A 26,260-nucleotide genomic window follows, 5' to 3' on the forward strand; every position below is an offset into this window, starting at 1 on the left:
TTAAAATGGAAACCCTGTGCTGAAGTATAAGCCTTTGCCTCCCTCCCTGTTAACTGTATACTCCAGCCGCAGCACAATGTCGTAGAACGTAACCAGGTGTAAACCCAGGCCTCCTCCCAGCAGCAGGCGGTTTGTCAGTGGGTTTCTATCTTGGTATACATTGTCTACTACGTAGCCTGCATCTGTAAAAGCATTCAGGTAAACAGACAAAGGTATGTTATTAAACTTAGGGTTCCGGATAAAATTAAGTTTTATACTTTTAATATGCAGCAGGTCTCGTGTTAAGCTTTGTTTGAACAGCCCGTAATGCTGCCCCCCCACCACAAAAAGCTCATACCCCCTCACAAGTGACCTAAAGCCAAGTGCCGTGTTATCTGCAAAGGCATACCGGGATGCAAGCCGTAGCTGCCCCTCTGCCCCTAGCATGTAGGCATACTTATCTGAGAGTTTACTGTAGTTTACATACTTTGCCCGCAAAGTGGTAAAGGGAGTGCCTGTGCCCTTCAGAAAAAGACTCTGCGCCACACCTGCTTCAAAATAGCTCCCGGAAAGGGGATAAGCAAAATTATTCCGAAGGTTAACTGCTTTATACAGCTCCATCCGCAGCGACTGCCGTTCATGGCGCCCCTTGCGGTAGTACTCCGGGTTCAGGTGCACCACCGAGTCAGAGATGCTTTCCTGCAGGTATGAGAGCCGCAGGCCCTCCTGCCTCTGCACACTCTGCCGGTGTATTAGTGCGGCAGACAGGCCGGTGCGCTTAATGGGCAGCCCCTCCTCCTGCTCAAAAAAATACTGCCTGTTGCTACGGTTGGTATAACTGATGGTACGGCTCCTGTAATCTGCTATACTGAACTCTGCTCCCAGGTTGTGCCTGCGGCTAATGTACGGCACACGGTAAGAGAATTCCAGCCTTTTGTTAAAGCCGCGTTGCACCCGCACCCGCACATCTTCGTTTCTCCCCCTGAAGTTCCGGCGCACCAGGCTGGCACCATAATCGATGCGGCTCCAGTCTTTCCTCTCCAGCCACGCATTAAAATTGCGGTCTGCGAAATCGAAAATCAGAACAGGGTAAAGGTAAAAGCGCTCCTGCACCTCATACTGCACCTGCACAAAGCCCTGGTCACAGGTATAGGAGTAGTTCACAAAATGGAAAAGGCGCAGGTTAAAGATGCGCTTGCGGTTCTGCTCCAGTAGTTGCTCCAGTTCACCTGCTTCAACGGTGTCGCCGGGGGCAAATGTGAGTTCCTGCTGCATCACCTGCTCTTTGGTAACCTCGTTGCCGGCCAATGTAACGCCTGCAATTATTAGCTCAGGCTGCTCACAGGTCTGGGCCTGTGCGGCCATACTTATCCACAGAGAAATAAAGAAAAGAGCAGTACGCAGTTGCATCACCGCGTCTGCTTAAATGTCGAGGTATTTGAGCAGCATGTCCAACCGATCGCGGCCCACATCATTGTCAGCCCTGCTATCGCTGAACTGCGCAGTGATACGGTATTCGAATCGCTCTAAAGTGGCGATAATGCGGGAAAGGTCGGTGGTATTGAGCTTTAGGGTAAGCTTTATCTGATAGGGGTCCATCTCATCCGGGGATACATAGGCACTCAGGATCTTGGTGTTTTCCTCCTCAATCAAACGGCTGATCTGGCTAAGCGAATAGTCTCGCTCCGGCATAGAAAGCACAAGGATACTTCCCTGACCTTGCAGAGCCGACATCTGCCCAAAGGCAGCCAACGTATCATTTATAGTGATGATGCCCATGTATTCCTGTTCATCATCGAGCACAGGCACCACTTGGATCTTATTCTTGATGGCTGCCTCCATTACATCATAAAAATGCTGCCGCTGCATCACGTACACATCCTGGTACTCCAGCTCCAGCTCTTTTAAAGCCTGGCTGCGGTCATTCAGCTCAATCAGGCTCAGCTCCGTAGCCAGCCCCATGTACTTGCGGTTGCTTACCACGGGCAGTTCGTTTACACGGAACTCATCCATCCAACGCAAAGCCTTGTCTACGGTGTCGTAGAGCTTCAGCGGCGGAATCATTTGGTTGATGAGTTCTTCTGCAATCATGTTGCTGTCGCGGTTATTGGTGTGTTTACTAAATACTTTTCTAAGATACTGTTAAACTTCTCCGGATGTTCCATCATCGGGGCATGCCCGCACTTATCAATGAAGTATAATTCGGAGTTCTCGATGAGCCTGTTGAACTCGTACCCAACCAAGGGAGGAGTAATTGTATCGTTCAGTCCCCATATCAACAACGTAGGCACCTTAATGTTTGTGATATCCTTTGCCATATTATGTCGCTGGGCCGATTTGGCGATAGCGATGATACGCAGACATTTTGCATTGCTGTTGGTGATGGAGAACACTTCATCCACCAGTTCTTTCGTAGCCGTCTTCGGGTCGTAGAACGTGTAGCCTACGCGCTCCTGCACATACTGGTAATTGCCGCGCTTCGGAAACGACCCTCCCATCGAGTCTTCGAAAAGGCCGGAGCTGCCGGTTAGCACCAGGCGCTGCACCATGTCAGCGTTCTTTAAAGTATAGGCCAGTCCTACGTGGCCACCAAGGGAATTACCGAGCACCGTCAGGTTTCTGAGTTTCTTGAACTTTACAAAATCCTCTACAAACGACGTCAGGCCAGGCACCCCTGCCTTGTGCAGGGCCATCTCATAAATAGGCATAAGCGGAATCACCACACGGTAATTCTTCGAGAAGTGGTCTACAACCCCATTCCAATTACTCAGTGCGCCAAACAACCCATGCAATAGCAGCAGTACTTCACCTTTTCCTTCGTCTATATATTGAAAATCGCCTTCTTGCCTGATTTGTAAATTCATGTAGCTTCGAAACTTTTGAAAAGAAACGTATTTCTGCAGTATACGATCAATTTAATGTGCAATATTAGCAATAGTAAGCCAATTTCGGAGTATGTGCAAACCATAAGTGGTTAAAGCTGCCTCCGGGTGGAACTGCAACGCATAAAGCGGCAGTTCCCTGTGCCGGAACGCCATTAGCTCTCCTTCCTGCGTATGTGCCAGCGGAACAATGCATTCCGGGGTGTGGCGCAACACGAGGGAGTGATAACGAACAACTGGCATCTTCTGCGGCAGTCCTTCAAAAACAGGATCCAATTCACATACTATTTCTGAAACCTTCCCATGCATCGGCCGGATTCCTTTTTCCAGGGTAGCCCCAAAGAATTCACCCAGCGCCTGGTGCCCCAGGCAAATGCCCAGCATTGGCACCCGCTCGTGGTAATAATGCACCACCTCCAGCAGACTTCCGGCCGCCCGCGGCGCCCCGGGCCCTGGCGAAAGCACAATGGCCTCTATGGGTAGCTGTTGTATCTCCTGCAGCGGCACGTCGTTGCGCACCACCCTTGCCGCTACCCCCAACTGGCCAAAGTAGTCTACGAGGTTATAGGTAAACGAGTCAAAGTTATCCAGCAAAAGTAGCATGGTTGTGATTTGGGAATTTGGAGATATGAAAATTTGAAAATGTAAGGACGCAAGAGTGATGAATGGTTCAACGAAAGCTGTTTCATCAAAAACGTCAAGATCAATTATTTTAAAATCTCCTCATTTACAAATTTTCAACCCGCCATATTTTCAAATCTAAAAATGGTGTTTCAGCGAGCTGATGAGGGCTTTTACAAATGGAAGCACGTAACTCAGGATATCGAGTGCGTAAGGCGTGGTTTTAAGCACCACCGGGTATACCATAGAGGCTGTTGCCGTATCAGCAGAAACGCTGATGCCAGCCATGTCAGACACGTAAAGCAGCAGGCTCAGCGCCACACACCACTTCAGGGCTCCCAGGATGCCTCCCAGGAAATTATCAAAGAAACCGAAGGGTGTAAAATCGATGACCTTTTTCAGCAGCAGGCCCCCAAGGTGTATCAGCAGGATAATCCCCACAAATACAAAAAGGAAAGTAACATACGATAGCAGGCCATGGGCATCGCCCACGAACCCGGCCATCGTAGGCAAGGCCGTATCCAGCAGCTTTAAGCCACCGAGTATAGCCAGCACGAGTGCCACCAACGACACCAGTTCCAGTAGCAGGCCCTTCCGGAAACCCTGAAAAGCGCCGTAGGCAATGGGAATAGCCAGAAAAAAATCAAACGTACTCATGTTAAGAAACAAGATATAAGATGAAATACACAGGACATCGCCTTCGCACTTGCAACAGTTACACTCTAATTGTTGTACCTTTTATTCAACCGGGGCCGCACATGGTGAGCTGCACCGGCTGAATAAGGAAAAATCTAAAAATCGGTATTGTTCAGCAGGTCTCCGGCAGCACTGGAAATAGCACGCCCGTCTGCCTGACCGGCCAGTTCTTTTGAGGCCACGCCCATCACTCTGCCAATGTCTGATGGCCCGGTGGCACCCACACGCTGTATGATTTCCAGGAGGCGCACCCGCAGGTCACCCTCATCCAGCTGCTGTGGCATATACTGCTCTATCACAGCCAACTCGGCCAACTCTATTTCTTCCAGATCGGTGCGACCTTGCTTAGCGTACAGTTCCGCAGACTCGCGCCGCTGCTTGGCAGACTTCGTCAAGAGCTTCAGTTCGGTTTCGCTTGAGATACTTTCTGTGCCGCCTTTCTCAGTTTCTGCCAGCAGTATCTGGGATTTTATACTTCTAAGCGCCTGTAAACGGGTTTTATCTTTCGCCAGCATGGCTTGCTTAATGTCAGCGTCGATGCGTTCTTTTAGTGTCATAGTTCTTTTATTGGTGTTTTATTTTTTGAGGAAAACGGTTTATACCGCAGATACTTTTTATACGCTTCGATGCCCGGAGCCATTTAAAGCATCTTAAACAAAATTCAATTAATTTAGTCATTTGAAAGTAAGAGCGTGAAAGCTCCGGCAGAAAAACCGTATACCCATGACCAAACTGAGTGTAAATATAAACAAAATAGCCACTTTACGGAATGCCCGTGGCGGCGACAGGCCAAATGTTGTACAGGCGGCCAAAGATTGTGAGCGATTTGGGGCGCAGGGCATCACAGTGCATCCCCGCCCGGATGAGCGCCACATCCGCTACCGCGATGTGTATGACCTGAAGGAAGTGGTAGCTACGGAGTTTAATATAGAAGGCAACCCGACACCGGATTTTATTCAGCTGGTAAAGGACGTAAAGCCTGAACAGGTGACACTGGTGCCAGACGCGCCAGATGCCATTACCTCCAATGCTGGCTGGGACACAATCAAACATAAAGACTTCCTGACGCAAACCATTCTTGAACTGAAAGAGCAGGGTATACGCGTCTCTATTTTTGTGGACCCGGACGAGGGAATGGTAGAAGGTGCCGCTTTGGTAGGCACAGACCGGATAGAACTGTACACCGAAGCCTACGCCAAAGGCTACCACTCCAGCCCCGGGCAGGCCATAGCGCCCTACGCAAAAGCCGCATTGAAAGCACAGCAGCTTGGCCTTGGCATCAACGCAGGGCACGACCTGGACCTGGACAACCTGAAATACCTGAAAAACAACCTGCCGGAACTGGCAGAGGTGAGCATTGGCCACGCCCTTATCTGCGATGCGCTGTACTTTGGGCTGGAAAACACTATCCAGCTTTACCTGCGCCAACTTAAATAGCCAATGCTACAGACCATTTCCATAGAGGAGTTCATACAAAAGGCAGCGCAACTGCCGGTGCTGGACGTGCGCGCGCCGAAAGAATACCAGGTAGGGCATATACCGCAGGCACACTCCTTTCCTATTTTTGACGACGGACAGCGCGCTGTTATCGGTACCGCCTATAAGCAGCAGGGCCACGACCCGGCGGTGCTGATGGGTTTGGACCTGTTTGGCCCAAAGATGTCACAGTTCGTGAAGGAGGCGGGCAAGCTGGCTCAAAACAAGGAGCTGCTGGTGCATTGCTGGCGCGGCGGCATGCGCAGCGGTGCCATGGCCTGGCTGCTCAACTTCTCCGGTTATACCGTTCACCTACTGCAGGGCGGCTACAAAGCGTACCGGCACCTGATGCAGGAGCAGTTCCAGAAGCCACGCCCCCTGCTGGTAATTGGCGGCCTAACCGGCAGCGGAAAAACAGACCTGCTCACCCACCTGCAGCAGCTTGGCCAGCAAACCGCGGATTTAGAGGGACTGGCCAGCCACAAAGGCTCCGCTTTTGGGAGCATTGGCATGCCACCACAGCCCAGCACCGAGCATTTTGAGAACCTGCTGGGGATGAAACTGCTAAAGGCAAACCAACAGCAACCGCTGTGGCTGGAGGATGAGAGTATCACCATTGGCCGCGTGGTGATGCCCAAGCCGTTTTATGACCGGATGCAGAAAGCACCAACCATTGTGCTGGAGCTGCCAAAACAACTGCGCATACAGAAGCTGGCCGAAGAATACTGCCGCACCGACAAAGCTTTGCTGGAGGCTTCCATCCTCAAGATAAAAAAGCGTTTAGGTGGCCTCGCCACAGAAGAAGCCCTGGAAGCCATTGCCGCAGGAAACATGGAGAAAATGGTGGACATTGCCCTCTCCTACTACGACAAGGCATATACCTATCAGTTGGCTAACAAGCAGCAGGTGCTGCCATTGGCATTAACGAACATGGACCCACAGGAAAATGCGCAGCGGATACTGGAATTCGCCAGCCGCCAAAAATTAATTTAACCATGAAAGATACATCAGAAAAAGAGATACGCTTAACGCAGTACAGCCACGGCGCTGGCTGCGGCTGCAAAATATCACCGAAGGTACTTGATACCATCCTGCACACTGATATCAGTTATCCTGATAACAAACACCTGCTGGTGGGCAACAGCTCCCGCGACGATGCCGCTGTGTATGATATTGGTGATGGCCGCGCCACCATCAGCACCACCGACTTCTTTATGCCGATTGTGGATGATGCCTATGACTTCGGCCGCATTGCCTCTGCCAACGCTATTTCGGATGTGTATGCCATGGGTGGCACGCCCATGATGGCCATAGCCGTATTGGGCTGGCCCATAGATAAACTGGCACCGGAGGTTGCCAAACGGGTAATTGAGGGCAGCCGCAGCATTTGCCACGAAGCCGGTATACCGCTGGCAGGCGGCCACAGCATCGACAGCCCGGAGCCTATTTTTGGGTTAGCAGTAACTGGCATGGTCGACATCGTGAACCTGAAACAAAACGACACCGCCACCGCCGGCTGCGAACTCTACCTGACAAAACCTTTAGGCGTGGGTATGCTGACCACAGCGCAGAAGAAGGGCATTCTGAAGCCGGAGCACGCTCAGCTTGCACCACAGCAGATGATGCAACTAAACAAAATAGGTGCAACACTGGGGCTGCTGGAGGGGGTAAAAGCCATGACCGATGTGACTGGCTTTGGTTTATTGGGTCACCTTTCCGAAATGTGCGAAGGCAGTAACCTATCTGCTGAAGTCTACTTTGACAAGGTGTCGGTGCTGCCCGAGGCGCTGGAGTACATGGCACAAAAAGCCATACCTGGCGGCACCCACCGCAATTTCGACAGCTACGGCCATAAAGTAGCCGAACTCACACCAGACCAGAAGCACCTCCTCTGCGACCCGCAAACCAGCGGCGGCCTTTTAGTAGCCGTAGACCCAGCCGGCAAAGAAGAAGTACTGCAGGTATTTGAGGAGTTTGGATTACAACTACAGCCCTTCGGCGTGTTGAAAGATCGCAAGGCAGAAGAAAAGCTGATAAAGGTGGTTTAAAGCTTTAAGGATGTAGGGTTGAAGGTTTGGGAAATCGCTAAGCCATCAAACTGCATCATAAATTCGTAAGCTAGAACTGTTAACTGATATTTGAAAAAATGAAACTACACTATAAAGAAATGGGCCATGGGCAGCCGCTGCTTATCATGCACGGCTTATTCGGCACGTTGGATAACTGGCAAACTTTGGCGAAGCGTTTAGCGGAGCATTACAACGTATTTCTAGTCGACCTGCGCAACCACGGCCGTTCACCGCACAACGAGGAGCATAATTATGATGTGATGGCTGACGATGTGCTGCGCCTCATAGATGAACTGCAGATTCCTACACCTGCTATCATGGGCCATTCTATGGGTGGTAAGGTAGCCATGAAGTTTGCGCTCAAATACCCCACGCGTCTTACCAAGCTGATTGTAGTGGACATTGCGCCAAAGGCCTACCCTCCGCACCACGATGAGATTATCGAAGCCTTGCAGTCAGTTAACTTAGAGGGAGTGACGAGCCGCAGCGAGGTAGACGAACAGCTGGCCCAGCATATAAAAGAGGAATATGTTCGCCTGTTCCTGATGAAGAACCTCCACCGAAAGGAAGACAATACGCTGGCCTGGCGTATGAACCTGGATGCTATAGAGAAGAACTATGAACATGTTGCAGCTGGCATTACAGCAGATGTTCCTTTTAAAAAAAGCACGCTTTTCATCAAGGGAGGCCGTTCAAGCTATATACAGCCCGAGGACATATATGGCAGCATTGAGCACCTCTTCACCCTTGTAGAGGTAGAAACCATACCGGAGGCGGGGCACTGGGTACACGCCCAGTCACCAGACAAAGTATACGACCTGGTAACCAGGTTCCTGAGCACAGACTGATTCCTTCTAACCTCACACAGCGTGCTGGTTTTTCAACGAGCGTTTCAGAAATATTAAACAGTTTATCTGATAATCAAAGCTGCCACTGCAAAAGAGCCGTGGCAGCTTTTTTATTTCCGGCACCGTTATACTTTATACTTTTGCACTATGAAAAAGACTGGCACACTCTACTTAATCCCAACCATACTTGCTGAAGATACAGCAGACCAGGTGATATCGCCGCAGGTAAAAGACACAGTGGCTCACCTGCAATACTTTATAGTAGAGAACCTCCGCACCGCCCGCCGCTATGTAAAGAGCATCTGCCCGGAGCTGGTGATAGAGCAGCTTACTTTTGTACAGATAGATAAAGACGCCACTCCGGCACAAGTGCAGGCCTCGCTGAAGCCGTTACTGGACGAAGGAAAAGATGCAGGTATCATTTCGGAGGCGGGGTGCCCTGGTATAGCCGACCCTGGTGCGGAAGTTGTAAAACATGCGCACCAGAAGAACATCAAAGTGGTGCCTTTTGCCGGCCCTTCCGCCATCCTGCTGAGCCTGATGTCCAGTGGTTTTAACGGACAGCAGTTCGCTTTTCACGGTTACCTGCCCATCGAGAAGCGGGAGAGGCTGCAGGCACTTAAAACATTGGAAAAGGAGATGCAGCAGCGCAACCAGACACAAATTTTTATGGAAACTCCCTACCGCAACAACAAGTTGCTGGAGGACCTTCTTCAGACGCTGCACCCGGAAACACGGCTGTGCATTGCCGCGAACATCACCTCCCCGGAGCATGAGTTAATCCAGACAAAGACTATACAGCAGTGGAACGGGAAGCTACCGGATATACACAAGCAGCCAGCGGTATTTCTGATTTATAAGTAATACCAAATCACATGAAGCTCCTTCCATATAACCATAGCTATTCCACCCGTTGGCACGGAGTGAGGGTATTTCCAGTCTTTGGGTTGAGCGCCTTTGGAGATTTTTAGGTGCCGCGGGAGCGGCAGCGCCCTAGCGCAGAAAAACTCCCAGCGCGATGCCCAAAGACGAGGCCCCTCGGCCTAGAGAGCACCGACTCATACAATGGAAAAGCTGTATATGAATCGCTAGATTAGCTGTTGCTACGGCAGTTTAGGCAGAATAACCACTACACTACCGCTTGCTGCTATAGAACAAAATTTATGAGAGTTGGTATAAGTTGTATTAATCTGAAGTTACTGTTTTAGTGCCTATCACAAAAAGAAAGGCCTCCGGAAACCGAAGGCCTTTCAATGAAGAAGATTAAATCTAATTCACTTTTCTATCTACCTGGTACTAAATCTTGCTACTTAGTCTACATCCCACCATAAACGCTCCCCAAACAGGAAATCTGTTATTCCTGTACTTGCAGCGGTAACATTGGCACGGTTCGTACTCTGCTCCTGAATGGAATATGGGAAACGAAGCGCCACACCTCTACCTGGGTAAGCAGAGGCTTCAGGCTCTACTACTTCATCCGGATATCCTGTTCTTCTCACTTCAGTAAATGCCTCAATGCCGTTACCGAACAGTGCTAACCACTTCTGCTCACTAATGGCTTCCATTTTGTTAGCCTGCAGTTCATAGGCAACACTAGGCTGCGCCAGATAAGCTAAAATGGCAGCATCATCTGTGATTCTATTCAGACTCATGCTTGCTATGATACCTTCATTATAAGCTTCAGCGGCAGTTATACCAACATCCCAGCCTCGCGCTGCAGCCTCTGCCAGAATAAACATTACCTCGCTGTACGTCATTACATACATTGGCTGCGTTTCTGTACCGCGGTACAAATCACCGATACGGGATACTGTTGGCAGAGAAGGTTGTACCAAGGCACCATTAGGCTGGCCTACGTACGTCTTTCCTCCAAACTTAACTCCTGCGCCTGCAACAGGCTCGGCAGCAGGCTTAGCATAAACCGTAAGGCGTGGATCATTTTTGGCACCCAGCAACTGTACCAGTGTCTGGCTTACAGCATGGTCGTCACGCGTAACAGCATTCTCGAACCATGGGTTACGATAAGGTTGGGCTCCTAAAAAGGCTAACTCAGCATTGTCATCATTGCTCTCGAAGATGGGATACATATCCGGGTCACCAGTAATCATCTCTATACCCTCTTTTGCTATAGCAGGAGCTACATCCGCCATATGGATAAGCAAGCGCAGACGAAGCGAGTTAGCAAATCTTCTCCACTGCATGATATCGCCACCATACATCAGGTCGCCTTCTATGGTACCAGTTCCTGCGGCAAGCAGCGTGTTGGCAGTCTCCAGTTCCTGCAGCAAGTCCATATAAATGGCCTCCTGCTCGTCATATACCGGCGTCATGTTACCTTCTGCTCCTTGTAAGGCCTCGAAGTAAGGAATATCCCCCCACAGGTCGGTCATGTTCTGGTAAATTAGGGCGCGAAATGTGCGGCCAGTACCTTCCATAGCCTGGTTGCCGCTTTCCTCAGCCTTCTGTATGATGAGTTGTGTATCGTACAGAGGGCCACTGTAGAGCGAGTCCCAGTGTATTGCAATCGCATCAGGGCGAAACTCGTAGCGGTCCTCATCAATGTACTGGATTTTAGCAATGTGCTGCGCCCAGGTTTCTGCATACGTTAAGTTAAGGCTCGCACCAAACAACCGGCTAACCGCTGATTGCTGTGCCGCCGGCAGGATCACTACAGCAGGCACATCCGCAGGTGCATTGGGGTTCACATTTATTTCTTCGAAATCTTTGTCACATGAGCTCAGGCCGAAGCCGAGAAGCAGTGCAAAGCAAAGTTTATATTTTGAAATTATATTCATGTCAGGGATTTGTTTATAGTTTAAACTACAGCTTTGTTAAAACGTCAGTCTCAGGTTTACACCATAGCTTCTTGTTGATGGTAAAGCACCAAACTCAAAGCCCTGGCTGGCAATATCAGCACCAAAAGCAGTCTCCGGGTCAATGTGCGGAATGTTGGAGTGGAGCAGCAGCAGGTTACGGCCGATAAAGCTAATGCTGGCACCTCTTAACTTGGCCTTGCTCACTAAGGCCTGAGGTATTTCATAACCTAATGTTACTTCGCGAAGCTTCACAAAGCTGCCATCGAAGATATGCGCTTCATGTGTGCCATAAAGAGACTGGAAGTAACGTTGAGAAGGAACATTGATGTCATTTACAGTACCTTCCATGTCTTTTACACCTGGTACAACAATTCCGTCTTCACGGCCTTGCAATGTTTCCTCAAGCACTCCGGCATAAAGACCGAACATGTGCGTTACAGAGAAGATGTCACCACCTTTACGCATGTCTAGCAGTGCACTCAAGTTAAAGCCTTTGTAAGAGAAGGTGTTGCGGATACCACCTGTCCAATCAGGAAGAATATCGCCAAGCACACGGCGCACCGGGTCTTTTCTCGGACGGCCAACCGCGTCAACTACAATATTACCGTCATCATCTCTCAGATAGCCAGTACCGTACAATACTCCAAACGTCTCGCCTGGTCTTGCCTCAAGGCTCAGCCCCCAGTAAGTACCCAACTGATAAGCATCAAGTCCTTCAGTGAGCTCAACTACTTCGTTCCTGTTCTTAGCGAAGTTCACAATGACCTCCCAGTTGAATCCGTCAGCAGTTTGAATTGGCGTACCTCCCACCTGTAGTTCTATACCTTCGTTACCGATTTCACCCACGTTCACAATCTGCGAGTTAAATCCTGAGGCACCGGAAGTACTGATTGGCACTATCTGGTCGACTGTTTTCTTCTTATAATAAGTAAAGTCTACGTAAGCTCTGTCTAAGAAGAAACGAAGGTCAGTCCCAACTTCGATGGAAGTTGTCTGCTCAGGCTGCAGGTTGGCGTTTGCCAATGTGCTTGTATAAGAAAGGTTAGGTATTCCGTCCCAAGGGTCATTCGAGAAGAAAGTACCGACTGTTCTGTAAGGGTCTGTATCGTTACCTACCTGCGCCCAAGAAGCTCTCAACTTACCATAAGAGAGCACATCGCTTTCTATTCCAAAAGCATCTGTGAAAACCAAACTGGTAGACACCGAAGGATAGAAGAAAGAATTATTTGCGATTGGCAGCGTAGAGGCCCAGTCGTTTCGGGCTGTTAAATCTAAGAACAGGTAGTCTCTGAAACCAATGGTGGCCGTACCGTACAAGCTGTTTACAACGCGCTCGCTTCTGAAGTTGCTAGGAGATGGGTTACCCTGCGCATTGGATACGTTGTAAATTCCGGGAACTGCAAGCGCTCTTACAAGCACATCGTTCATTCTGAAATTATTACGTCTGGTATTACCACCAAAAGTAGCGCCAATAGAAATCTCCTCAGAGAGATCCCTTTCAGCAGCAAACAGGAAGTCGAAGTTTGTCTCGCTCACAAATCTTTCAGATTCATAGAAACGTCCCTGCGGGTAATCTATCGTTCCTGTAGCCCAAACGCGTTTGCGGTTTTCTGCGAACATGTCACCGCCACCGCGCACCATCAGGTTTAACCAGTCGGTGAAGTTATACTTCAACGAAACGTTACCGAACAAGCGGTCACGCTGGTTACCGTTCAGGTTATCATAAAGAACGAAGTATGGGTTGTTGTGGTAGTTGTAGTTCCAGTTAAACAATGTACCGTCTTCGTTTCTGTAGTCTCTGAGCCTGTTGATATCAACCTGGCGGCCAAACCACACAAATTGCTGCATGATGTTGTCACCTGAATAACCATTCGATGGACGGTTGTCGCTCTTGTTCTGGATATAGTTGAAGCTGGCAGCAGCACTCAGTTTTGAGCTAAGCGCCATGTTAGCATTCAGGCTGGCAGAGTATCGGGTCAGGTCAGTGTTTGGAACAATACCCTCCTGATCGATATAGCCTAAGGAAAGGCGGGCATTAGCTTTTTCAGTTCCTCCGGTAATAGCAACGTTTGTGTTATTGGTTCTACCTGTCTGAAAGAAGTCTCTCACGTTGTTTGGATTTGCAGACCAGGGGCCAACTCCAAAGAACTGCTCTCTTGGCGCACCATCTAAGCGTGGTCCCCAGCTTTCATCCACACCATCCATTACACCGCCACCGGCACCGTCCACATACTCAAACAGGCCGTTGTACCCCTGTCCATATTCATCCTGGTAATCAGGGAGTATCAGCGGGCTTTCCCAAGTTGTGCTGTGGTCAAGTGTTACACCAAGTCCCTGTGCATTTCTGCCAGACTTTGTAGTGATAAGGATTACACCGTTTGCAGCACGCGAACCGTAAAGGGCGGCAGCGTTAGCACCTTTCAGCACAGAAATAGAAGCGATATCATTCGGGTTGATATCAGCAGCAGCGTTACCATAGTCCACACCACCATAACCCGCATTTGTGTTGGTGCTGTTGTTAATTGGAATACCATCCACAACAAAAAGTGGCTGGTTATCTCCTGTAAGGGAGTTGTTACCGCGAAGCGTAATACGGGCAGAGGAACCTACCGCACCACTGGAATTCACGATTTGCACACCCGCCACTTTACCGGAAAGAGCATTCACCACGTTTGTTTCACGAGCCTGGTTCACTCTTTCACCAGCTACTTCCTGAATGGCGTAGCCCAGGGCTTTTTTCTCACGCTCGATGCCAAGGGCAGTTACCACCACCTCGCTAAGCTGCTCTGCATCCACCACTAATCGCACATCTACCGCATTAGCACCATTGATTGGCCGCTCAACATTTTTGTAACCTATAAACCTATATATGAGCGTATTACTTCCCTCCGGAACATTCACAACATACGTTCCGTCTGCGCCAGTAGCAGTACCAATTGTAGTACCCTTCACGAGAACAGTAACACCAGGCAAAGGCAGGTTAGTGTTTGCATCTATCACTTGTCCAGACACAGCCCTGGTTTGCGCCATGGCTTGCTGCAGCAGCGCCATCACAAGGAGCATGCTTAATAGTAGTATTTTTTTCATTTGTTAGTTATAAAGTGAGAAATAGAAATGTATAAATAAAGTTTTTGGTCTAAGAGAAGGCAGAATCCACCTAGATTTCTGAGGGGCTGTAACATTACAGCTGTTGATTAAACTTACCGCCTTTGTCGGGTAAAGCATGTGTCAGTTCATCAGTGACAGAGGACTGCTGGTGCCTTGAAGCTGGCATAAATAGAAAGCAGACGCACTTTAGGTAAAAGAGCCTTTATAACCCGTGAGTTTATAAAGAGCTTATAGTAGAGTCAGCAGCAAAGCAAAAGCTGTCATGACTGATATAGAAACAACAAGACCCTGAGCAGAAACCTACACTGCAGGGTTATCCGGAATTTTTTGCTTTGAAATGCACTCGGGGAGAGTCAGGAAAGAGGAAAAGTAGCTTCATATGTATAGTTGTTTAAGGTGAGATTACATCGAATTTATGCAATATTTTTTACATACGCCAATTTTAAATATTCTTTTATTCTATTAAACTGGCTCACAGCACTTAAACAGCCATCTTTTCATTTATGAAAAAGACACTGTTAAAAATATATAGTTTTATAAATAGGAGATTGCGCTATTTTTTGTTGCATTATTAATACGATAAAACTACAAAACAGTTTCCTGTCATCAGCATAAAGATGTATTCAGCAATAAATATAACTTTAGCAATAAAATAATGTCTATTTAAATGAAGCAAGCTTCACCTGAAGTCCAATACCACCGTAAAACTGTTTAAACTTCATATTGAACGATTCGGGCTCCAGATATGGAAAGTATGAACTGGCATTGAAGTGGTTAAAGCGACTAGAAACCTCAAGAAAGAAAAGGGATTTGTTGTTCACAGCGTATTTTACTTTACCTCCAAATGAATAGGAGTAGCGTTCGGTAAAGTAATCATTTATATCTTTCTCACCGTTGAGCACAAAAGAGTGATTTTGAATAAAATTATAGCGCGTAAAGCTGGCAGTAGGTGCAAAACGCAGGTTATTCACAATAACAAAGTCGTACTCCATAAAGCCATTCAGGTTAAGGCGCATGTTTGGCCAGTATCCTGTATTGTGGTTTAACTGCCTCGAAGGCACCCCTTGTTTACTAAACTCTTCAACCAGGTACTGCTCTCCTACCTCAAACAGCTCCATACTGCCGCTCACGCCTATATAGAAATTATACAGCGAGGCAGCAATGCCCATTGTCGTGTGAAGGGAAGCATAATAGGAAGCATTATAGGTGTATGTCTTGTCGCTCTCGTCGGAGTCTGGCCTTGGCAGTTCCCTGTAACTTAACAAGGCCTTGCCGCTGCCTGATGATAAACCAGAAATGAAATGTATGGCAAAAGGTGGTTTCTCGTCCGGGGCAATTACAACTTTCTCAGACTTCTCGTTAGTGCCGTAAGGGGCAATCTCAGGTTGGGCAGGAGCAGCTACGGCAGCTTCTAAATTCTGAAGTACAAAGCTTAAAGTGCCTATGCGCTTGTCCTCAATATCGACCTGACGTTGTTTCTCTCCTTCCTCAAAGAAAAAGGGACTGCCATCATCTGACAAGTCCCGGTTGTTGTTTTCATCAATAAAATAGGCCAGCTTCTTCTGTGCATCCTGGGCAATCAGCATCACGTTAACGGTTCCAGCCTTTACATTCTCTGGCTTTCGCAGGTACCACAAAACGACTAAGGTATCTGTATAGTCAGTCAGAACAGGCAACTTAACTTTCAGTAACTCAAACGGAATTTTATGTTTAGGAAATGTAAGCGCCAGATCAGCGGTGTTGATAGTGTTTTCCGGAAGAAGTTCTGCTAAGGCCACAGGCACTGATTCGGAGTCCTGGTTTTTACTGAATATTTCGTTGAATCTTTTTTGTGTGGCAGCAGAGGACGGATCTCCGATATAAATTATTTGTGCACTAACAGATGGGGCTACAAGCAAAGAAATGAAGCAGCATACAGCTATTAGGCTTAATAAGTGGTTTTTCATAGTCAGGAGATGCAAGAAAACTATAATACTCCTAAGCTATAAATTTATCCTAAAATAGTAAAGCATTTTCCTAACAACTGTTAGTTCACTGTAGATACTCCTGGCTTCTAACTGAAAATCTGGTAAGTAATAAAGGCCATCACGTAAGCAAGTCCGCTCATATAGATTAGCTGCGCCAGCGGCCACTGCCAGCTTTTTGTCTCGCGGCGCACAATAGCCAGCGTACTCACGCACTGCATCGCGAACAGGTAAAAGATCATGAGCGAAAAAGCACGGGCAGGCGTGAAGAAAGGGTCTCCGTTGGCATCTTTCTCTGTCATGAGCTTATTTTTGATGGTGCTCACATTCTCCTCCTCCCCAATACTATAGATGGTGGACATGGTCCCCACAAATACTTCGCGTGCCGCAAAGGAGGTAAGCAGGGCAATACCAATTTTCCAGTCGTAGCCCAATGGCCGGATAACGGGCTCTATCGTGCGGCCGATAACACCGGCATAAGAAGACTCCAACTGGTAAGAAGCAATCAGATTCTCTGCCTGCGCCTCGTTCAGGTTCTGGGCTTGTGCTTCTATCAGTGCTTTCTGCCGGGCTACCTCAAAATTATCACCGGGGCCGTAAGAAGCCAGCACCCAGAGGATGATAGATACGGCCACAATCACCTTCCCGGCTTCAAATACAAAGGCCTTCGACTTCTCTACAATAGTAAGCCCCACATTCTTCCAGCGCGGCATCTTATATACAGGGAACTCCATGATAAAGTAACTGCGCTCACGGGCTTTCAGGATTGTTTTTAAGAGTAATGCAGAAAATATAGCCGCCAGGAACCCAATCAGGTACAGCCCCATCAGCACAATCCCCTGCAGGTTCAGGAACCCAAAGTAATACTTCTCTGGCACTACCAGCGCTATCAATACAGTATAAACGGGTATGCGGGCAGAGCAACTCATCAGCGGTGTCACGAAGATGGTTATCATCCTGTCCTTCCAGTTTTCAATGGTTCTGGCTGACATTACCGCTGGCACTGCACAGGCTACTCCTGAAATGAGCGGAACTACGCTCTTCCCGTTCAGGCCGAACTTGCGCATGATCTTGTCCATCATGAACGTGACACGCGCCATATAACCAGTTTCCTCCAGTATGGCAATAAAGGCAAAGAGTACGGCAATCTGCGGCACAAAAATCAGCACTCCACCCAAGCCGGCAATCACACCTTCCGTGAGCAAGTTCACCAGTGGCCCTTCAAAATTCTCTTGTATGAGCAGATTCAGGTTGGCGATTCCCAAGTCAATAAGGTCCATGGGGTAACTGGCCCAGGCAAACACCGCCTGAAAAATAAGGAACAGGATAGTGAAGAAAATAAGGTAACCGAATACCTTGTGCGTCAGCACCTGGTCGAGGCGGTTGCTGAACTTCTCCGCCTTATCTGCCTTTTCCACCCGCACAATATCCAGCAGCATTTCGTTGATGCGGGTATAGCGGGCAACAGTTTCGTTGGCCTGTTGGGTAACAGAGTGAAAACCTGCCTCCTGCAGCAAATCATCCAGCCACGCCACATCCTGCTCTGGCAGAAATTTCAGGTTCTTGTAATGGTGGGCATACTGCAGCGCCAGGTAATCGTTGTTCAGGCTAAACCTGGATTTTATATCCTGCAACATTGGCTTTAGATCCTCCGGCACCTCATAAAAAGTTGCCTTTGTTGTCTCCAACTGCTGCGACATAATAATTTTGAGGGCAGCTACTCCCAGCCCCTTGCGGGCATTCATAGGAATTACCGGCACCCCCAGTTCCCGTTGCAGGGCAGGAACATCTATCTTTACGCCCTCCTGCTCAGCCACATCCACCATGTTCAGCGCCAACACCGACGGAATCTGCAAATCAGCCAGCTGCGAAAAAAGCAGCAGGTTGCGCTTCAGGTTAGAAGCATCAGCGGTTATGATAACAAGGTCTGGGTAGTGCCTGGACTCGGGGTCGTAGAGCAAATCGATAATAACGCGCTCGTCCAGAGACTTAGGATACAGGCTATAGGTACCCGGCAGGTCAATAATCTGCGCCTTTAACTTCGGGGTAAGCTGGCTATAGCCTGTTTTTTTATCTACTGTAACACCCGGGAAATTACCTACCTTCTGGTTGAGTCCCGTCAGTTGGTTAAATAGAGATGTTTTTCCTGAGTTTGGATTACCAATTAAAGCAATTTTTGCAATGGTTGGTTGCACAGGAGGCCTCTCGACCTGTGGTATATCAGGTTGGGTAGTTACAACACTCATGAATCTGGTTTACTACTTGAGCAATATTGTCTCGGCTTCGTCTAAGCGCAGTGAGAGGGTATAGTCGTTCACAATAATGGTGATAGGGTCACCGAAAGGAGCACGGCTATTCAGCTTCACTTCCGTGCCGGGCAGGCAGCCCATCTCGAGCAGCTTCAGGCCCATCTCAGGGTCATTGAGGCAGCAGATAACACCGCTTTCCCCTATTTTCAGGTCGCGCACACTTTTTTGCCCCTGCTGCTCTTCTGCCTTTTTTCGCACCTCTTACTTTTTATTTAGACTCATTATAAACAACTGCAAGTTACAAGGTGTTCAGTAGGAAAGCAAAAGAATTACAGATTTGAAGACAAGGCGATGCGAGTATTTGTAAATGAGCAGGTTAAGAGATGAAAAAAGTAGAGAGGAGCAAAAAAATCCTGCTCAATTTTTATGATTTACTGATTCTACCTTAGGAACGCACCTCTTATTACACACTGCCAGTATGTGTTGCTGGTGAAGGCACTAACAACGGCAGCAATCTCCGCAGCCTCAAATTAAAAAGTTTACTCTGAATAGAAAATCCGTTTGACGCGGGTGCTGACGTTGGTGAGTAGTTCATAGGGAATGGTGCCGATGCGTTTGGCTAACTCTACCAGCGTCAGCTGCGGGCCAAATACTATGACTTCATCGCCTGCTTTCACACCCAGACCTGTTACGTCTACCATACACATATCCATGCACACATTACCGATGAGCGGACAGCGCTGACCTTGGATGAGTACTTCCCCGATGCCGATGCTGAAGCGGCGGTCATAACCGTCGGCGTAGCCAATGGCAATGGTGGCCGTAGTTTTGTCAGCGTCGGCTATACCTTTTCGACTATAACCCACTGTATCGCCCTGCTTTATCTTCTTTACCTGCGATACAGTAGTCTTCAGCGTGCTCACCGGGCGCAGCGCCTCCTGCTCATCGCCCGTCGCCTCTACACCATACAGGCCGATGCCCAGGCGCACCATGTCCAGCTGATGCTCCGGGAACCGGACGATACCTGCTGAGTTCAGCACATGCTTGATGACATGATATCCCAGCTGTGACTCCACCTTGGCAGACATCTCTCTAAAGTTTCTGATTTGCAGCTGTGAAAAGGCGTTGTGCACTGCCTCATCGGCACCAGCCAGATGGCTGAAAGCGCTCATCACCTGCACCTGAGGGTATTGCTGCAGCAAAGTGAAAAGCGCATCAAACTCTTCTTCGGTGAAACCCAGGCGGTGCATGCCGGTGTCCAGTTTCAGGTGTATTTTATAGGTGGCGGCGCCAGAGAGGGAGGAGACAAAAGCCTGCAGTTGCTCCAGCGCATAAATTTCTGGCTCCAGGTTATACTGCCGCAGTTTTGCAAAGCTGTCCGGCGACGGGTTCATGACCATAATCGGCAGAGTGATACCATTCTCGCGCAGTTGCACGCCTTCGTCGGCATACGCCACCGCCAGGTAGTCCACGCGGTGGAACTGCAGGAGGTTGGCTACTTCGAAGCTGCCGCTGCCATAGGCAAAGGCTTTTACCATTACCATCAGCCGCACATGCGGGGCGAGTTTAGAGCGATAATAGTTGAGGTTGTGCACCAGCGCATCCAGGTTTACTTCCAGCACCGTGCCGTGCACCTTCTGCTGAAAAGCCTGTACAATCTTCTCAAACTCAAATACACGCGCGCCCTTCACCAGTATTAGTTCATCCCTGAAATGAACAGGGCTAAATTGTTCCAGGAAATCTGAAGTGGAAGGGTAAAATGCTGCTGGCGTTCTGAACAGGCTGCTATACTTGCTGATTCTCTCACCGATGGCAATCAGCCGTTCCACGCCCCGCGCCTGCACCAGCTCCGCTACCTGCCTGTACAGCTTCTCTTCCGGCAGCCCAGACTCCAGCAAATCTGAAAGGATGACGGTGCGCTTACCGCGCTGCGGTTGGTTCACGAGCAAATCAAGGGCAATGGCTAAACCAGCCAAATCGTTGTTATAGGTGTCGTCGATGAGATAGCAACCGTTGATGGCTTCTTTCATTTCGAGGCGCATAGCCACCGGGTGCAGGCGGTCCAGCCGGTCCTGAATCTCGGAAAGTGGCAGGTTGCGGTAAAGCAGCACTGCCAGGCAGTGGAGCGCGTTTTCTACAGAGGCCTCGTCGGTAAACGGAATCGCCAGCCGCTGCTTCTCACCCTGGTAAGTATAGACCACAATGGTTTTGTGACCAACGGTGCTGGTGTTTTTTATGGTGATGTCTGCTGCCTGTGTCCTGCCCCATGTGAAGGCGTTTATACCCTGCGCCTGCACTGCCTCGTGCACTAGTGTATGGTCGACACAGTAAAAGAGCAAGTCAACTTCTTTGAAAAGCTTCAGCTTCTCTTCTGCTTTCTGCTGCTGGGACGAAAAGCCTTCGTCATGGGCACTGCCGATGTTGGTGAAGATGCCTAAGGTTGGCTGAATGACTTGCTGCAGTTTTTCCATCTCGCCGGGCTGCGAGATGCCCGCCTCAAAAATGGCGAAGGTATGGTTCTGCTCCATCTGCCACACACTCAGCGGCACACCCAGCTGCGAGTTATAGCTGCGCGGACTTTTCACTACCATCTCATCGGGGCTTAGCAGCTGCGCCAGCCACTCCTTTACAATCGTTTTGCCGTTGCTGCCCGTAATTCCAACTACTGGTATAGGAAACTTTTCCCGGTGGAATGCCGCCAGCTTTTGATGCGCTTCCAGGCTATCTTGTACCTGCAAGATGTTTGCCTCCGGATACTGCTCCTTCAGCGCTGACTCCTCCCCCTGCTCCACCACAAAGTTCCTTACACCCTGCTGATACAGCTGCGGCAGGTATTTGTGGCCATCGTTATACCTGCCATGGATGGCAAAGAACAGCGTGCCTGCTGGCTGCGACAACTTGCGGCTGTCGGTGAGCAGGTGCACCACCGACTGTGCCTGCACGACCTGCACCACGTGGCCTTGTATAACAGATATAAGTTCCTGGAATGTGAGCATGGGTAGAAAAGGTGTGCCTGCACCAAAGATAAGCTAAAAGTGAAGGAATTTCGTAACGAAGACTTCATCTTATCTGGTGAAGAAAGACAAATAAGAAGCAGCAAATACGTAATTTTGCGCGCTTTAAATATTACCCGTGGAAACCACTACTACCAAACCATATTACACAGCAGGCATTGCAGCTTTTGTCATCTGGGGATTTATCCCTTTTCCGCTCAAGGCACTGTCAGCATACCCCAGCGGACAGATCCTGCATTTCCGTGTGGCCTTTTCCATTGTGTTGCTGCTGCTTATCTCGCTCCTGTTCCGGCGCAGGAAGGTACAGCAAACACTGGCGCAGGTAAAAAACGCAGTGCCCCGCGAGAAGCGGCTGTTTATGCTGTATACTTTCCTTGGTGGTGCACTGCTCACCGTTAACTGGCTGGCTTTTATCTACGTTATCAACCACATCAATATACAGACAGGCTCCTTCTCTTACCTGCTTTGTCCTATCCTAACGGCAGTGCTCGGTTTTATACTGCTGAAAGAGGAACTGCGGGCAAACCAGTGGCTGGCTATTGGCCTCAGCGCCCTGAGCTGTGTGCTGGTAGGCACCGGTGAGTTGTCCAGTCTGCTGTTTAGTTTGCTTATCGCGCTGAGCTACGCCTTCTATCTTATCACGCAGCGCCTCCTCAAGAACTACGATAAAATTGTGCTGTTAACGCTGCAGTTGCTGCTCTCTTTTGCACTTCTCGCACCATTCTATACTTATTTCAAGGGTGAAAGCACCGTGGCTCTAAATGGCCACTTCTTCCTGAATATTGCCATTCTGAGTATTGCCTTTACCGTTCTGCCGCTTTTCCTGAATCTTTTTGCGCTGAAAGAACTGACCTCCGGCACTATCGGCATCCTGATGTACATCAATCCCATTATTAATTTTGTGATGGCGTTCCTTTATTTTAACGAGCAAACGACGCCAACAAAGCTGCTGGCTTACCTGCTGATTTTTATTTCTGTGATAATCTACAACCTCAACATAAAAGGACGCAAGAAGCGGGGCAATGGCCTGGTTATTCCGCCAGTAGGCACTACAGCAGTTACAAAATAAGAGAAGCCCCACCAGTTGCAACTGGTGGGGCTTCTCTTAAAGAATTATCTTATACTATTGTCCGTCGATTGTACGGTTTTCAGGCGTAGTTGGAATTGGGCGCTGGTTTGGATTTTCCTTTAGCTGCCTTTCCATGTTCTGTTGATGCAGACGGCGTGCCGCTGTATCCACGTTAGAGCGCATGTCACCAAACTGGTCAGCCTGCTCGCCTGTTACAGCGCTATCGCCTATGGTAGATGGTCGCGGCTCATTCAGGTGCTCTGCATCCGACATTTCTACAATTGCCGCGGAGGTACTGGTATCGTCTGTGGGATTAGATGCTGGCCTTTCTCCGTTACAGCCAAATCCTATAACAGCCGCAAAAGCCACTGCCACCCCTGTTTTAAATATATTTGATATTGTTTTCATGTCCGTTTTCAATTAGTTATTGTACTGATTTTAACGGCCACAGCGCTAATAGGTTGTAGGAAGGAGTTTCTAATAGAATGGTACTCGGGCTAAACTACCCTGCTCCTCCTGTGGATGCAAGCCTCCCTTCAGAATTAAGGGAGAGGGACATATTTTACTGTTCGCTTATACTTCCCTTCAATAGTTCATGAAAACTAAAGACCAACAGTACAAGGGTAAAGAGAGGCAACGACTGGTGCTCAACAACCTGTGATTTATACTCCAGCCGTTCAGAAACCCAATTCTCTAAAACCCAAAGCCAAACATAATACCGGTTCTGGCCCTATTACCCTCCTGAAACGAAGTCACAAAATCGACCCGGAGCACTTTAAAGATGTGCTCGATGCCGAGGCCCAACTCCAGGTAATTCCGCGACTCCTTTGTGTTCAGGTAGTTCACGCTTACGACCTCCTGCCATTTCAGCTTACGGAACAGTGGTATTTTGTTGAACAGGAAGCCGTTGAAATGGTGCTCATAATGCGCTTCCAGGTAGCGGTTATTGGTGCTGTAGCGGTAATAGTCCAGAAGCTGGAACCCTTCGTACACGCCGGCAAACAAGGTTCGGTTGCCGTTAAAGTGCTTGTAGTCCATCAGGTACATCTCCTGCTTGTTCCAGAAAGTGCCTCCCATTACACTGTACTTGCTGAGGCCAAGCAGGCCCATGCTCACATCGTCGCTGATGCGCAGGGCGGCAGTGCTAAAATTCACATCACTACCCAGGGCATTTATACCTGTGCGGAAGCCAAGAGAGAACGTGGGGTATTTTGAGCCCAGGTTAATTTTGTTATCCGGACGTGTGATGTACTTCTGCCCTGGCTGCACACTAACAGTTAGGCTGAGCGTAAGTGCTTCGTGCGGAGAGAAGGAGGCATCTGCCAGTTCGGCATTAACAGGCACATTAGAGGTAAAGCGGCTCGTGACGTCGTCCATGCCTTTCCGGAAGCTGAAGTCTGTGGTATTCTGCAGCGGCATACGGTGCGCATAGTCCATCCATCCATTCAAGAACACGCCATTCCATGGTTCGCCACGATAACTGATGCGGCCAAAATCGCGCTGGTACAGCTTCATGTAATTTCGCTCGGCCGCTAAGGTGTAAATGGTGTTGACGAAGGGCGAAATAGGGTTCACACTGCTGATTTGCTCTACATAGCGGCCACCCTCCACAGACACCGTGCTGTTGTCAATCGGGTTATAGTTATAGGTTAGCCGCAGTTTCGCATTCAGTTTCTCGTTCGAGAAGCCATACCGGACAGCTGGGGCAATTTCATAGCGGGTGCGGTCTTCGAATCGTTTCGTGTATTCCATCTGTATATCGGCCACTACACCCTCCACTGTGTTGTACTGCAAAATACTGGGTCCGCCGGTTATACTTACTAGGGGATTAAAATTGTAGAACTTCTTCTGATAGGTATTGGAATAAGTGTAGCCCCGGATAAAGAAGCTGCCAAAGGAAGGTTTATTCCGTACCCGGTCAAGAGAATCCTGGTAGGGCTTTGACTTCTTTATTACTTCCAGGCTGTCCTTTTTCTGGTAATCTGTTACCTCCTCCTGCGTCAGCGGCACCGGCCTTATCTCTGCCCAATAGGCCGAATCACGGTCATTGGCTTCTTTTTCTACTACCAGAATTTCCTTACTGAACAACTTCTCATCATGTATAGGCTGCTGCGCTTCAGGTGCTATCTCCTCCGGCTCTATCAGTTTTATCTTCGGCTTCTTCGCAGGTCTGGCTTGCGCTACGGCAAGTTCCTCTTCCGTAGTAGCTGGCTCCGGCGCTACTTCCTCCAGTTTAGGAGGTCTTGCATAGGCTGGCTGCACCCTGTACTTTGAGTATACTGCCATGGCATAGCCACCGCCCTTGAAGCCCAGACCTGCCGCCTCAAAGCTGAAGCGCTGTGACACCGGCAGCCAGATTTGCTCCGCCACCGGCGCATATACCTGCCGCACCCGTATCCAGTCCACGAAGTCTATACCTGCGTCTTTCGTCAGTTTGAGGTCGGTGCTGTGGATGCGCCAGCTGCCATCCACGATGTAGATATTGCCTGAAAAAACCGGGTCGTTTTTGCGGCGAGGGATGACTTTTATCTTGTTGATGGTGCGGCCGTTTTCCTGGAACGTTCCGAGGTATTCGAAGCGGTAGTAGAAGAGTGCATTGTTAGCCAGCGGCGACACAAAGCCCCGCTCACTTAGTCCCTCCACCTTCAGCAGGTTATCGTAGAAGCTGATGTTCATCTCTGAGGCCTGGTTAAAGCTGAAGCCTTTCTTCTGTCCGCTTACCTTGCTCGAAATAATGCGCTCATTTACTTTATTTGACCGCTTAAAGCTCAGCTCCGACACCGACTCCGACAGGTACACAATACCCGTATCCACATCCACTACTTTTATACCCAAGACCTTTGGCGGCACTTTGTCGAGCCGATACACGCCTTTCATGTACACGCGGGCGCTCCAGGCCTTTGCCTCCTTCTGATGATACCGGCCCAGCTTTATAGCATTGCGCATGATGGCGTAAGCAGGGTCTTCGTCGGCAGCACGCACTATAACTTCCTTTAGGTTCAACACCTCCGGCTGTAGCTGCACGTTAAGTTCCTGCGTTCCTTCCCCAATCGTTACCGTCTCCAGTTTGGCACGGTAACCCACATACTTAAACTCAAAAGTATACGTGCCGGGGCTGAGTTGCAACTGGTAGTAGCCTTCGTCGTTGGATGCGGTGCCACTGGCTGCTTCTTTAATGTAGATGCTCGCAAACGGCAAGCCCTTTCCTTCTTCATCGGTAACACGACCGCGGATCACACCAGCCATAGAAAAAAGTGGCAGCAGGAACAACAGGAAGAGCAGGTAATAGTGACGCATGTGCAAAGGTTATGACGCTTTAGCTAAGCAGGTGGACAAAGCTATATAACAAAGGATTCTGAATTAGATAAGAATATTATTCAAAAAACTGACAACTCAAAATTTACAACATAAAGAGCCAGGATATTGATGAAACTTAGTAGCTGAAGTTGCTCTCTGTCCTTATGGGAAA

The 26,260-nt window shown here is 49.0% G+C and carries 20 protein-coding genes; 6 read left to right on the plus strand and 14 right to left on the minus strand.

The annotated features are described in order from the left end of the window. The 6 genes from ACFS7Z_RS17695 to ACFS7Z_RS17720 all read right to left on the minus strand — a co-directional run bounded on the left by ACFS7Z_RS17695 (position 1) and on the right by ACFS7Z_RS17720 (position 4,735). Complete coding sequence (locus tag ACFS7Z_RS17695; RefSeq protein WP_377487400.1) at positions 1-1,389, minus strand: BamA/TamA family outer membrane protein; 1,389 nt, start codon at positions 1,387-1,389, stop codon at positions 1-3. 12 nt (positions 1,390-1,401) lie between these two features. Next, positions 1,402-2,070, minus strand: a complete 669-nt coding sequence (locus ACFS7Z_RS17700) for a CBS domain-containing protein (protein ID WP_377487402.1) — start codon at positions 2,068-2,070, stop codon at positions 1,402-1,404. Further along, positions 2,067-2,843 (minus strand): alpha/beta fold hydrolase, encoded by a 777-nt coding sequence (locus ACFS7Z_RS17705; RefSeq protein WP_377487404.1) that lies wholly within the window; start codon positions 2,841-2,843, stop codon positions 2,067-2,069. The genes ACFS7Z_RS17700 and ACFS7Z_RS17705 overlap by 4 nt, the downstream gene beginning before the upstream one ends. Positions 2,844-2,894: 51 nt before the next feature. Then, complete coding sequence (locus ACFS7Z_RS17710; RefSeq protein ID WP_377487406.1) at positions 2,895-3,464, minus strand: anthranilate synthase component II; 570 nt, start codon at positions 3,462-3,464, stop codon at positions 2,895-2,897. Positions 3,465-3,620: 156 nt separating this feature from the next. Then, complete coding sequence (locus ACFS7Z_RS17715) at positions 3,621-4,139, minus strand: CvpA family protein (RefSeq protein WP_377487408.1); 519 nt, start codon at positions 4,137-4,139, stop codon at positions 3,621-3,623. Between the two features lie 134 nt (positions 4,140-4,273). Beyond that, positions 4,274-4,735 (minus strand): GatB/YqeY domain-containing protein, encoded by a 462-nt coding sequence (locus ACFS7Z_RS17720; protein WP_377487410.1) that lies wholly within the window; start codon positions 4,733-4,735, stop codon positions 4,274-4,276. Between the two features lie 166 nt (positions 4,736-4,901). Between ACFS7Z_RS17720 and ACFS7Z_RS17725 the strand changes: the two genes are divergently transcribed. From ACFS7Z_RS17725 to ACFS7Z_RS17745, 5 genes are all read left to right on the plus strand, one after another. Then, positions 4,902-5,615, plus strand: coding sequence for a pyridoxine 5'-phosphate synthase (locus tag ACFS7Z_RS17725; protein ID WP_377487412.1), 714 nt, complete (start codon positions 4,902-4,904; stop codon positions 5,613-5,615). Positions 5,616-5,618: 3 nt separating this feature from the next. Continuing rightward, entirely contained in the window at positions 5,619-6,647 is a 1,029-nt protein-coding gene (gene mnmH, locus ACFS7Z_RS17730) for a tRNA 2-selenouridine(34) synthase MnmH (protein ID WP_377487414.1), read from the plus strand. Positions 6,648-6,649: 2 nt separating this feature from the next. Continuing rightward, positions 6,650-7,702, plus strand: a complete 1,053-nt coding sequence (gene selD / locus ACFS7Z_RS17735; protein ID WP_377487416.1) for a selenide, water dikinase SelD — start codon at positions 6,650-6,652, stop codon at positions 7,700-7,702. Between the two features lie 98 nt (positions 7,703-7,800). Then, positions 7,801-8,571 carry an alpha/beta fold hydrolase gene (locus ACFS7Z_RS17740; RefSeq protein WP_377487418.1) on the plus strand — a complete coding sequence of 257 codons (771 nt, stop codon included), beginning with the start codon at positions 7,801-7,803 and terminating at the stop codon, positions 8,569-8,571. A gap of 147 nt (positions 8,572-8,718) precedes the next feature. After that, positions 8,719-9,435, plus strand: a complete 717-nt coding sequence (locus ACFS7Z_RS17745) for an SAM-dependent methyltransferase (RefSeq protein WP_377487420.1) — start codon at positions 8,719-8,721, stop codon at positions 9,433-9,435. Positions 9,436-9,881: 446 nt separating this feature from the next. On the opposite strand, the gene ACFS7Z_RS17750 is transcribed toward ACFS7Z_RS17745, so the two are convergent. From ACFS7Z_RS17750 to ACFS7Z_RS17775, 6 genes are all read right to left on the minus strand, one after another. After that, the gene (locus ACFS7Z_RS17750; RefSeq protein ID WP_377487422.1) at positions 9,882-11,366 is read right to left on the minus strand and encodes a SusD/RagB family nutrient-binding outer membrane lipoprotein; all 1,485 of its coding nucleotides are present in this window, start codon (positions 11,364-11,366) and stop codon (positions 9,882-9,884) included. A gap of 36 nt (positions 11,367-11,402) precedes the next feature. Continuing rightward, positions 11,403-14,474 carry a SusC/RagA family TonB-linked outer membrane protein gene (locus ACFS7Z_RS17755; RefSeq protein ID WP_377487424.1) on the minus strand — a complete coding sequence of 1,024 codons (3,072 nt, stop codon included), beginning with the start codon at positions 14,472-14,474 and terminating at the stop codon, positions 11,403-11,405. Between the two features lie 680 nt (positions 14,475-15,154). After that, entirely contained in the window at positions 15,155-16,441 is a 1,287-nt protein-coding gene (locus tag ACFS7Z_RS17760) for a hypothetical protein (protein ID WP_377487426.1), read from the minus strand. 107 nt (positions 16,442-16,548) lie between these two features. After that, positions 16,549-18,705 (minus strand): ferrous iron transport protein B, encoded by a 2,157-nt coding sequence (feoB, locus tag ACFS7Z_RS17765; protein WP_377487428.1) that lies wholly within the window; start codon positions 18,703-18,705, stop codon positions 16,549-16,551. Between the two features lie 12 nt (positions 18,706-18,717). Beyond that, positions 18,718-18,966 (minus strand): FeoA family protein, encoded by a 249-nt coding sequence (locus ACFS7Z_RS17770; RefSeq protein WP_377487430.1) that lies wholly within the window; start codon positions 18,964-18,966, stop codon positions 18,718-18,720. Positions 18,967-19,247: 281 nt separating this feature from the next. Continuing rightward, positions 19,248-21,704, minus strand: a complete 2,457-nt coding sequence (locus ACFS7Z_RS17775) for a bifunctional UDP-N-acetylmuramoyl-tripeptide:D-alanyl-D-alanine ligase/alanine racemase (protein WP_377487432.1) — start codon at positions 21,702-21,704, stop codon at positions 19,248-19,250. 136 nt (positions 21,705-21,840) lie between these two features. On the opposite strand from ACFS7Z_RS17775, the gene ACFS7Z_RS17780 reads away from it, so the two are divergent. Further along, positions 21,841-22,791: an EamA family transporter gene (locus tag ACFS7Z_RS17780; protein WP_377487434.1), complete on the plus strand. Its 951-nt coding sequence runs from the start codon at positions 21,841-21,843 to the stop codon at positions 22,789-22,791. 54 nt (positions 22,792-22,845) lie between these two features. Here the strand turns inward: ACFS7Z_RS17780 and ACFS7Z_RS17785 are convergent, their stop codons facing one another. Then, a complete protein-coding gene (locus ACFS7Z_RS17785) occupies positions 22,846-23,199 on the minus strand; it encodes a hypothetical protein (protein ID WP_377487436.1) in 354 nt (117 codons plus the stop codon). A 285-nt stretch (positions 23,200-23,484) separates the two neighbouring features. Further along, positions 23,485-26,088, minus strand: coding sequence for a DUF5686 and carboxypeptidase regulatory-like domain-containing protein (locus ACFS7Z_RS17790; RefSeq protein ID WP_377487438.1), 2,604 nt, complete (start codon positions 26,086-26,088; stop codon positions 23,485-23,487). Positions 26,089-26,260: the final 172 nt, after the last annotated feature.

Source organism: Pontibacter toksunensis (assembly GCF_042686245.1).
GTDB classification, from domain to species: domain Bacteria; phylum Bacteroidota; class Bacteroidia; order Cytophagales; family Hymenobacteraceae; genus Pontibacter; species Pontibacter toksunensis.

Coding starts and splice junctions, on each gene's coding strand:
- ACFS7Z_RS17695 (WP_377487400.1), bottom strand. CDS start 1,389: ATGCAACTGCGTACTGCTCTTTTCTTTATTTCTCTGTGGATAAGTATG.
- ACFS7Z_RS17700 (WP_377487402.1), bottom strand. CDS start 2,070: ATGATTGCAGAAGAACTCATCAACCAAATGATTCCGCCGCTGAAGCTC.
- ACFS7Z_RS17705 (WP_377487404.1), bottom strand. CDS start 2,843: ATGAATTTACAAATCAGGCAAGAAGGCGATTTTCAATATATAGACGAA.
- ACFS7Z_RS17710 (WP_377487406.1), bottom strand. CDS start 3,464: ATGCTACTTTTGCTGGATAACTTTGACTCGTTTACCTATAACCTCGTA.
- ACFS7Z_RS17715 (WP_377487408.1), bottom strand. CDS start 4,139: ATGAGTACGTTTGATTTTTTTCTGGCTATTCCCATTGCCTACGGCGCT.
- ACFS7Z_RS17720 (WP_377487410.1), bottom strand. CDS start 4,735: ATGACACTAAAAGAACGCATCGACGCTGACATTAAGCAAGCCATGCTG.
- ACFS7Z_RS17725 (WP_377487412.1), top strand. CDS start 4,902: ATGACCAAACTGAGTGTAAATATAAACAAAATAGCCACTTTACGGAAT.
- mnmH (WP_377487414.1), top strand. CDS start 5,619: ATGCTACAGACCATTTCCATAGAGGAGTTCATACAAAAGGCAGCGCAA.
- selD (WP_377487416.1), top strand. CDS start 6,650: ATGAAAGATACATCAGAAAAAGAGATACGCTTAACGCAGTACAGCCAC.
- ACFS7Z_RS17740 (WP_377487418.1), top strand. CDS start 7,801: ATGAAACTACACTATAAAGAAATGGGCCATGGGCAGCCGCTGCTTATC.
- ACFS7Z_RS17745 (WP_377487420.1), top strand. CDS start 8,719: ATGAAAAAGACTGGCACACTCTACTTAATCCCAACCATACTTGCTGAA.
- ACFS7Z_RS17750 (WP_377487422.1), bottom strand. CDS start 11,366: ATGAATATAATTTCAAAATATAAACTTTGCTTTGCACTGCTTCTCGGC.
- ACFS7Z_RS17755 (WP_377487424.1), bottom strand. CDS start 14,474: ATGAAAAAAATACTACTATTAAGCATGCTCCTTGTGATGGCGCTGCTG.
- ACFS7Z_RS17760 (WP_377487426.1), bottom strand. CDS start 16,441: ATGAAAAACCACTTATTAAGCCTAATAGCTGTATGCTGCTTCATTTCT.
- feoB (WP_377487428.1), bottom strand. CDS start 18,705: ATGAGTGTTGTAACTACCCAACCTGATATACCACAGGTCGAGAGGCCT.
- ACFS7Z_RS17775 (WP_377487432.1), bottom strand. CDS start 21,704: ATGCTCACATTCCAGGAACTTATATCTGTTATACAAGGCCACGTGGTG.
- ACFS7Z_RS17785 (WP_377487436.1), bottom strand. CDS start 23,199: ATGAAAACAATATCAAATATATTTAAAACAGGGGTGGCAGTGGCTTTT.
- ACFS7Z_RS17790 (WP_377487438.1), bottom strand. CDS start 26,088: ATGCGTCACTATTACCTGCTCTTCCTGTTGTTCCTGCTGCCACTTTTT.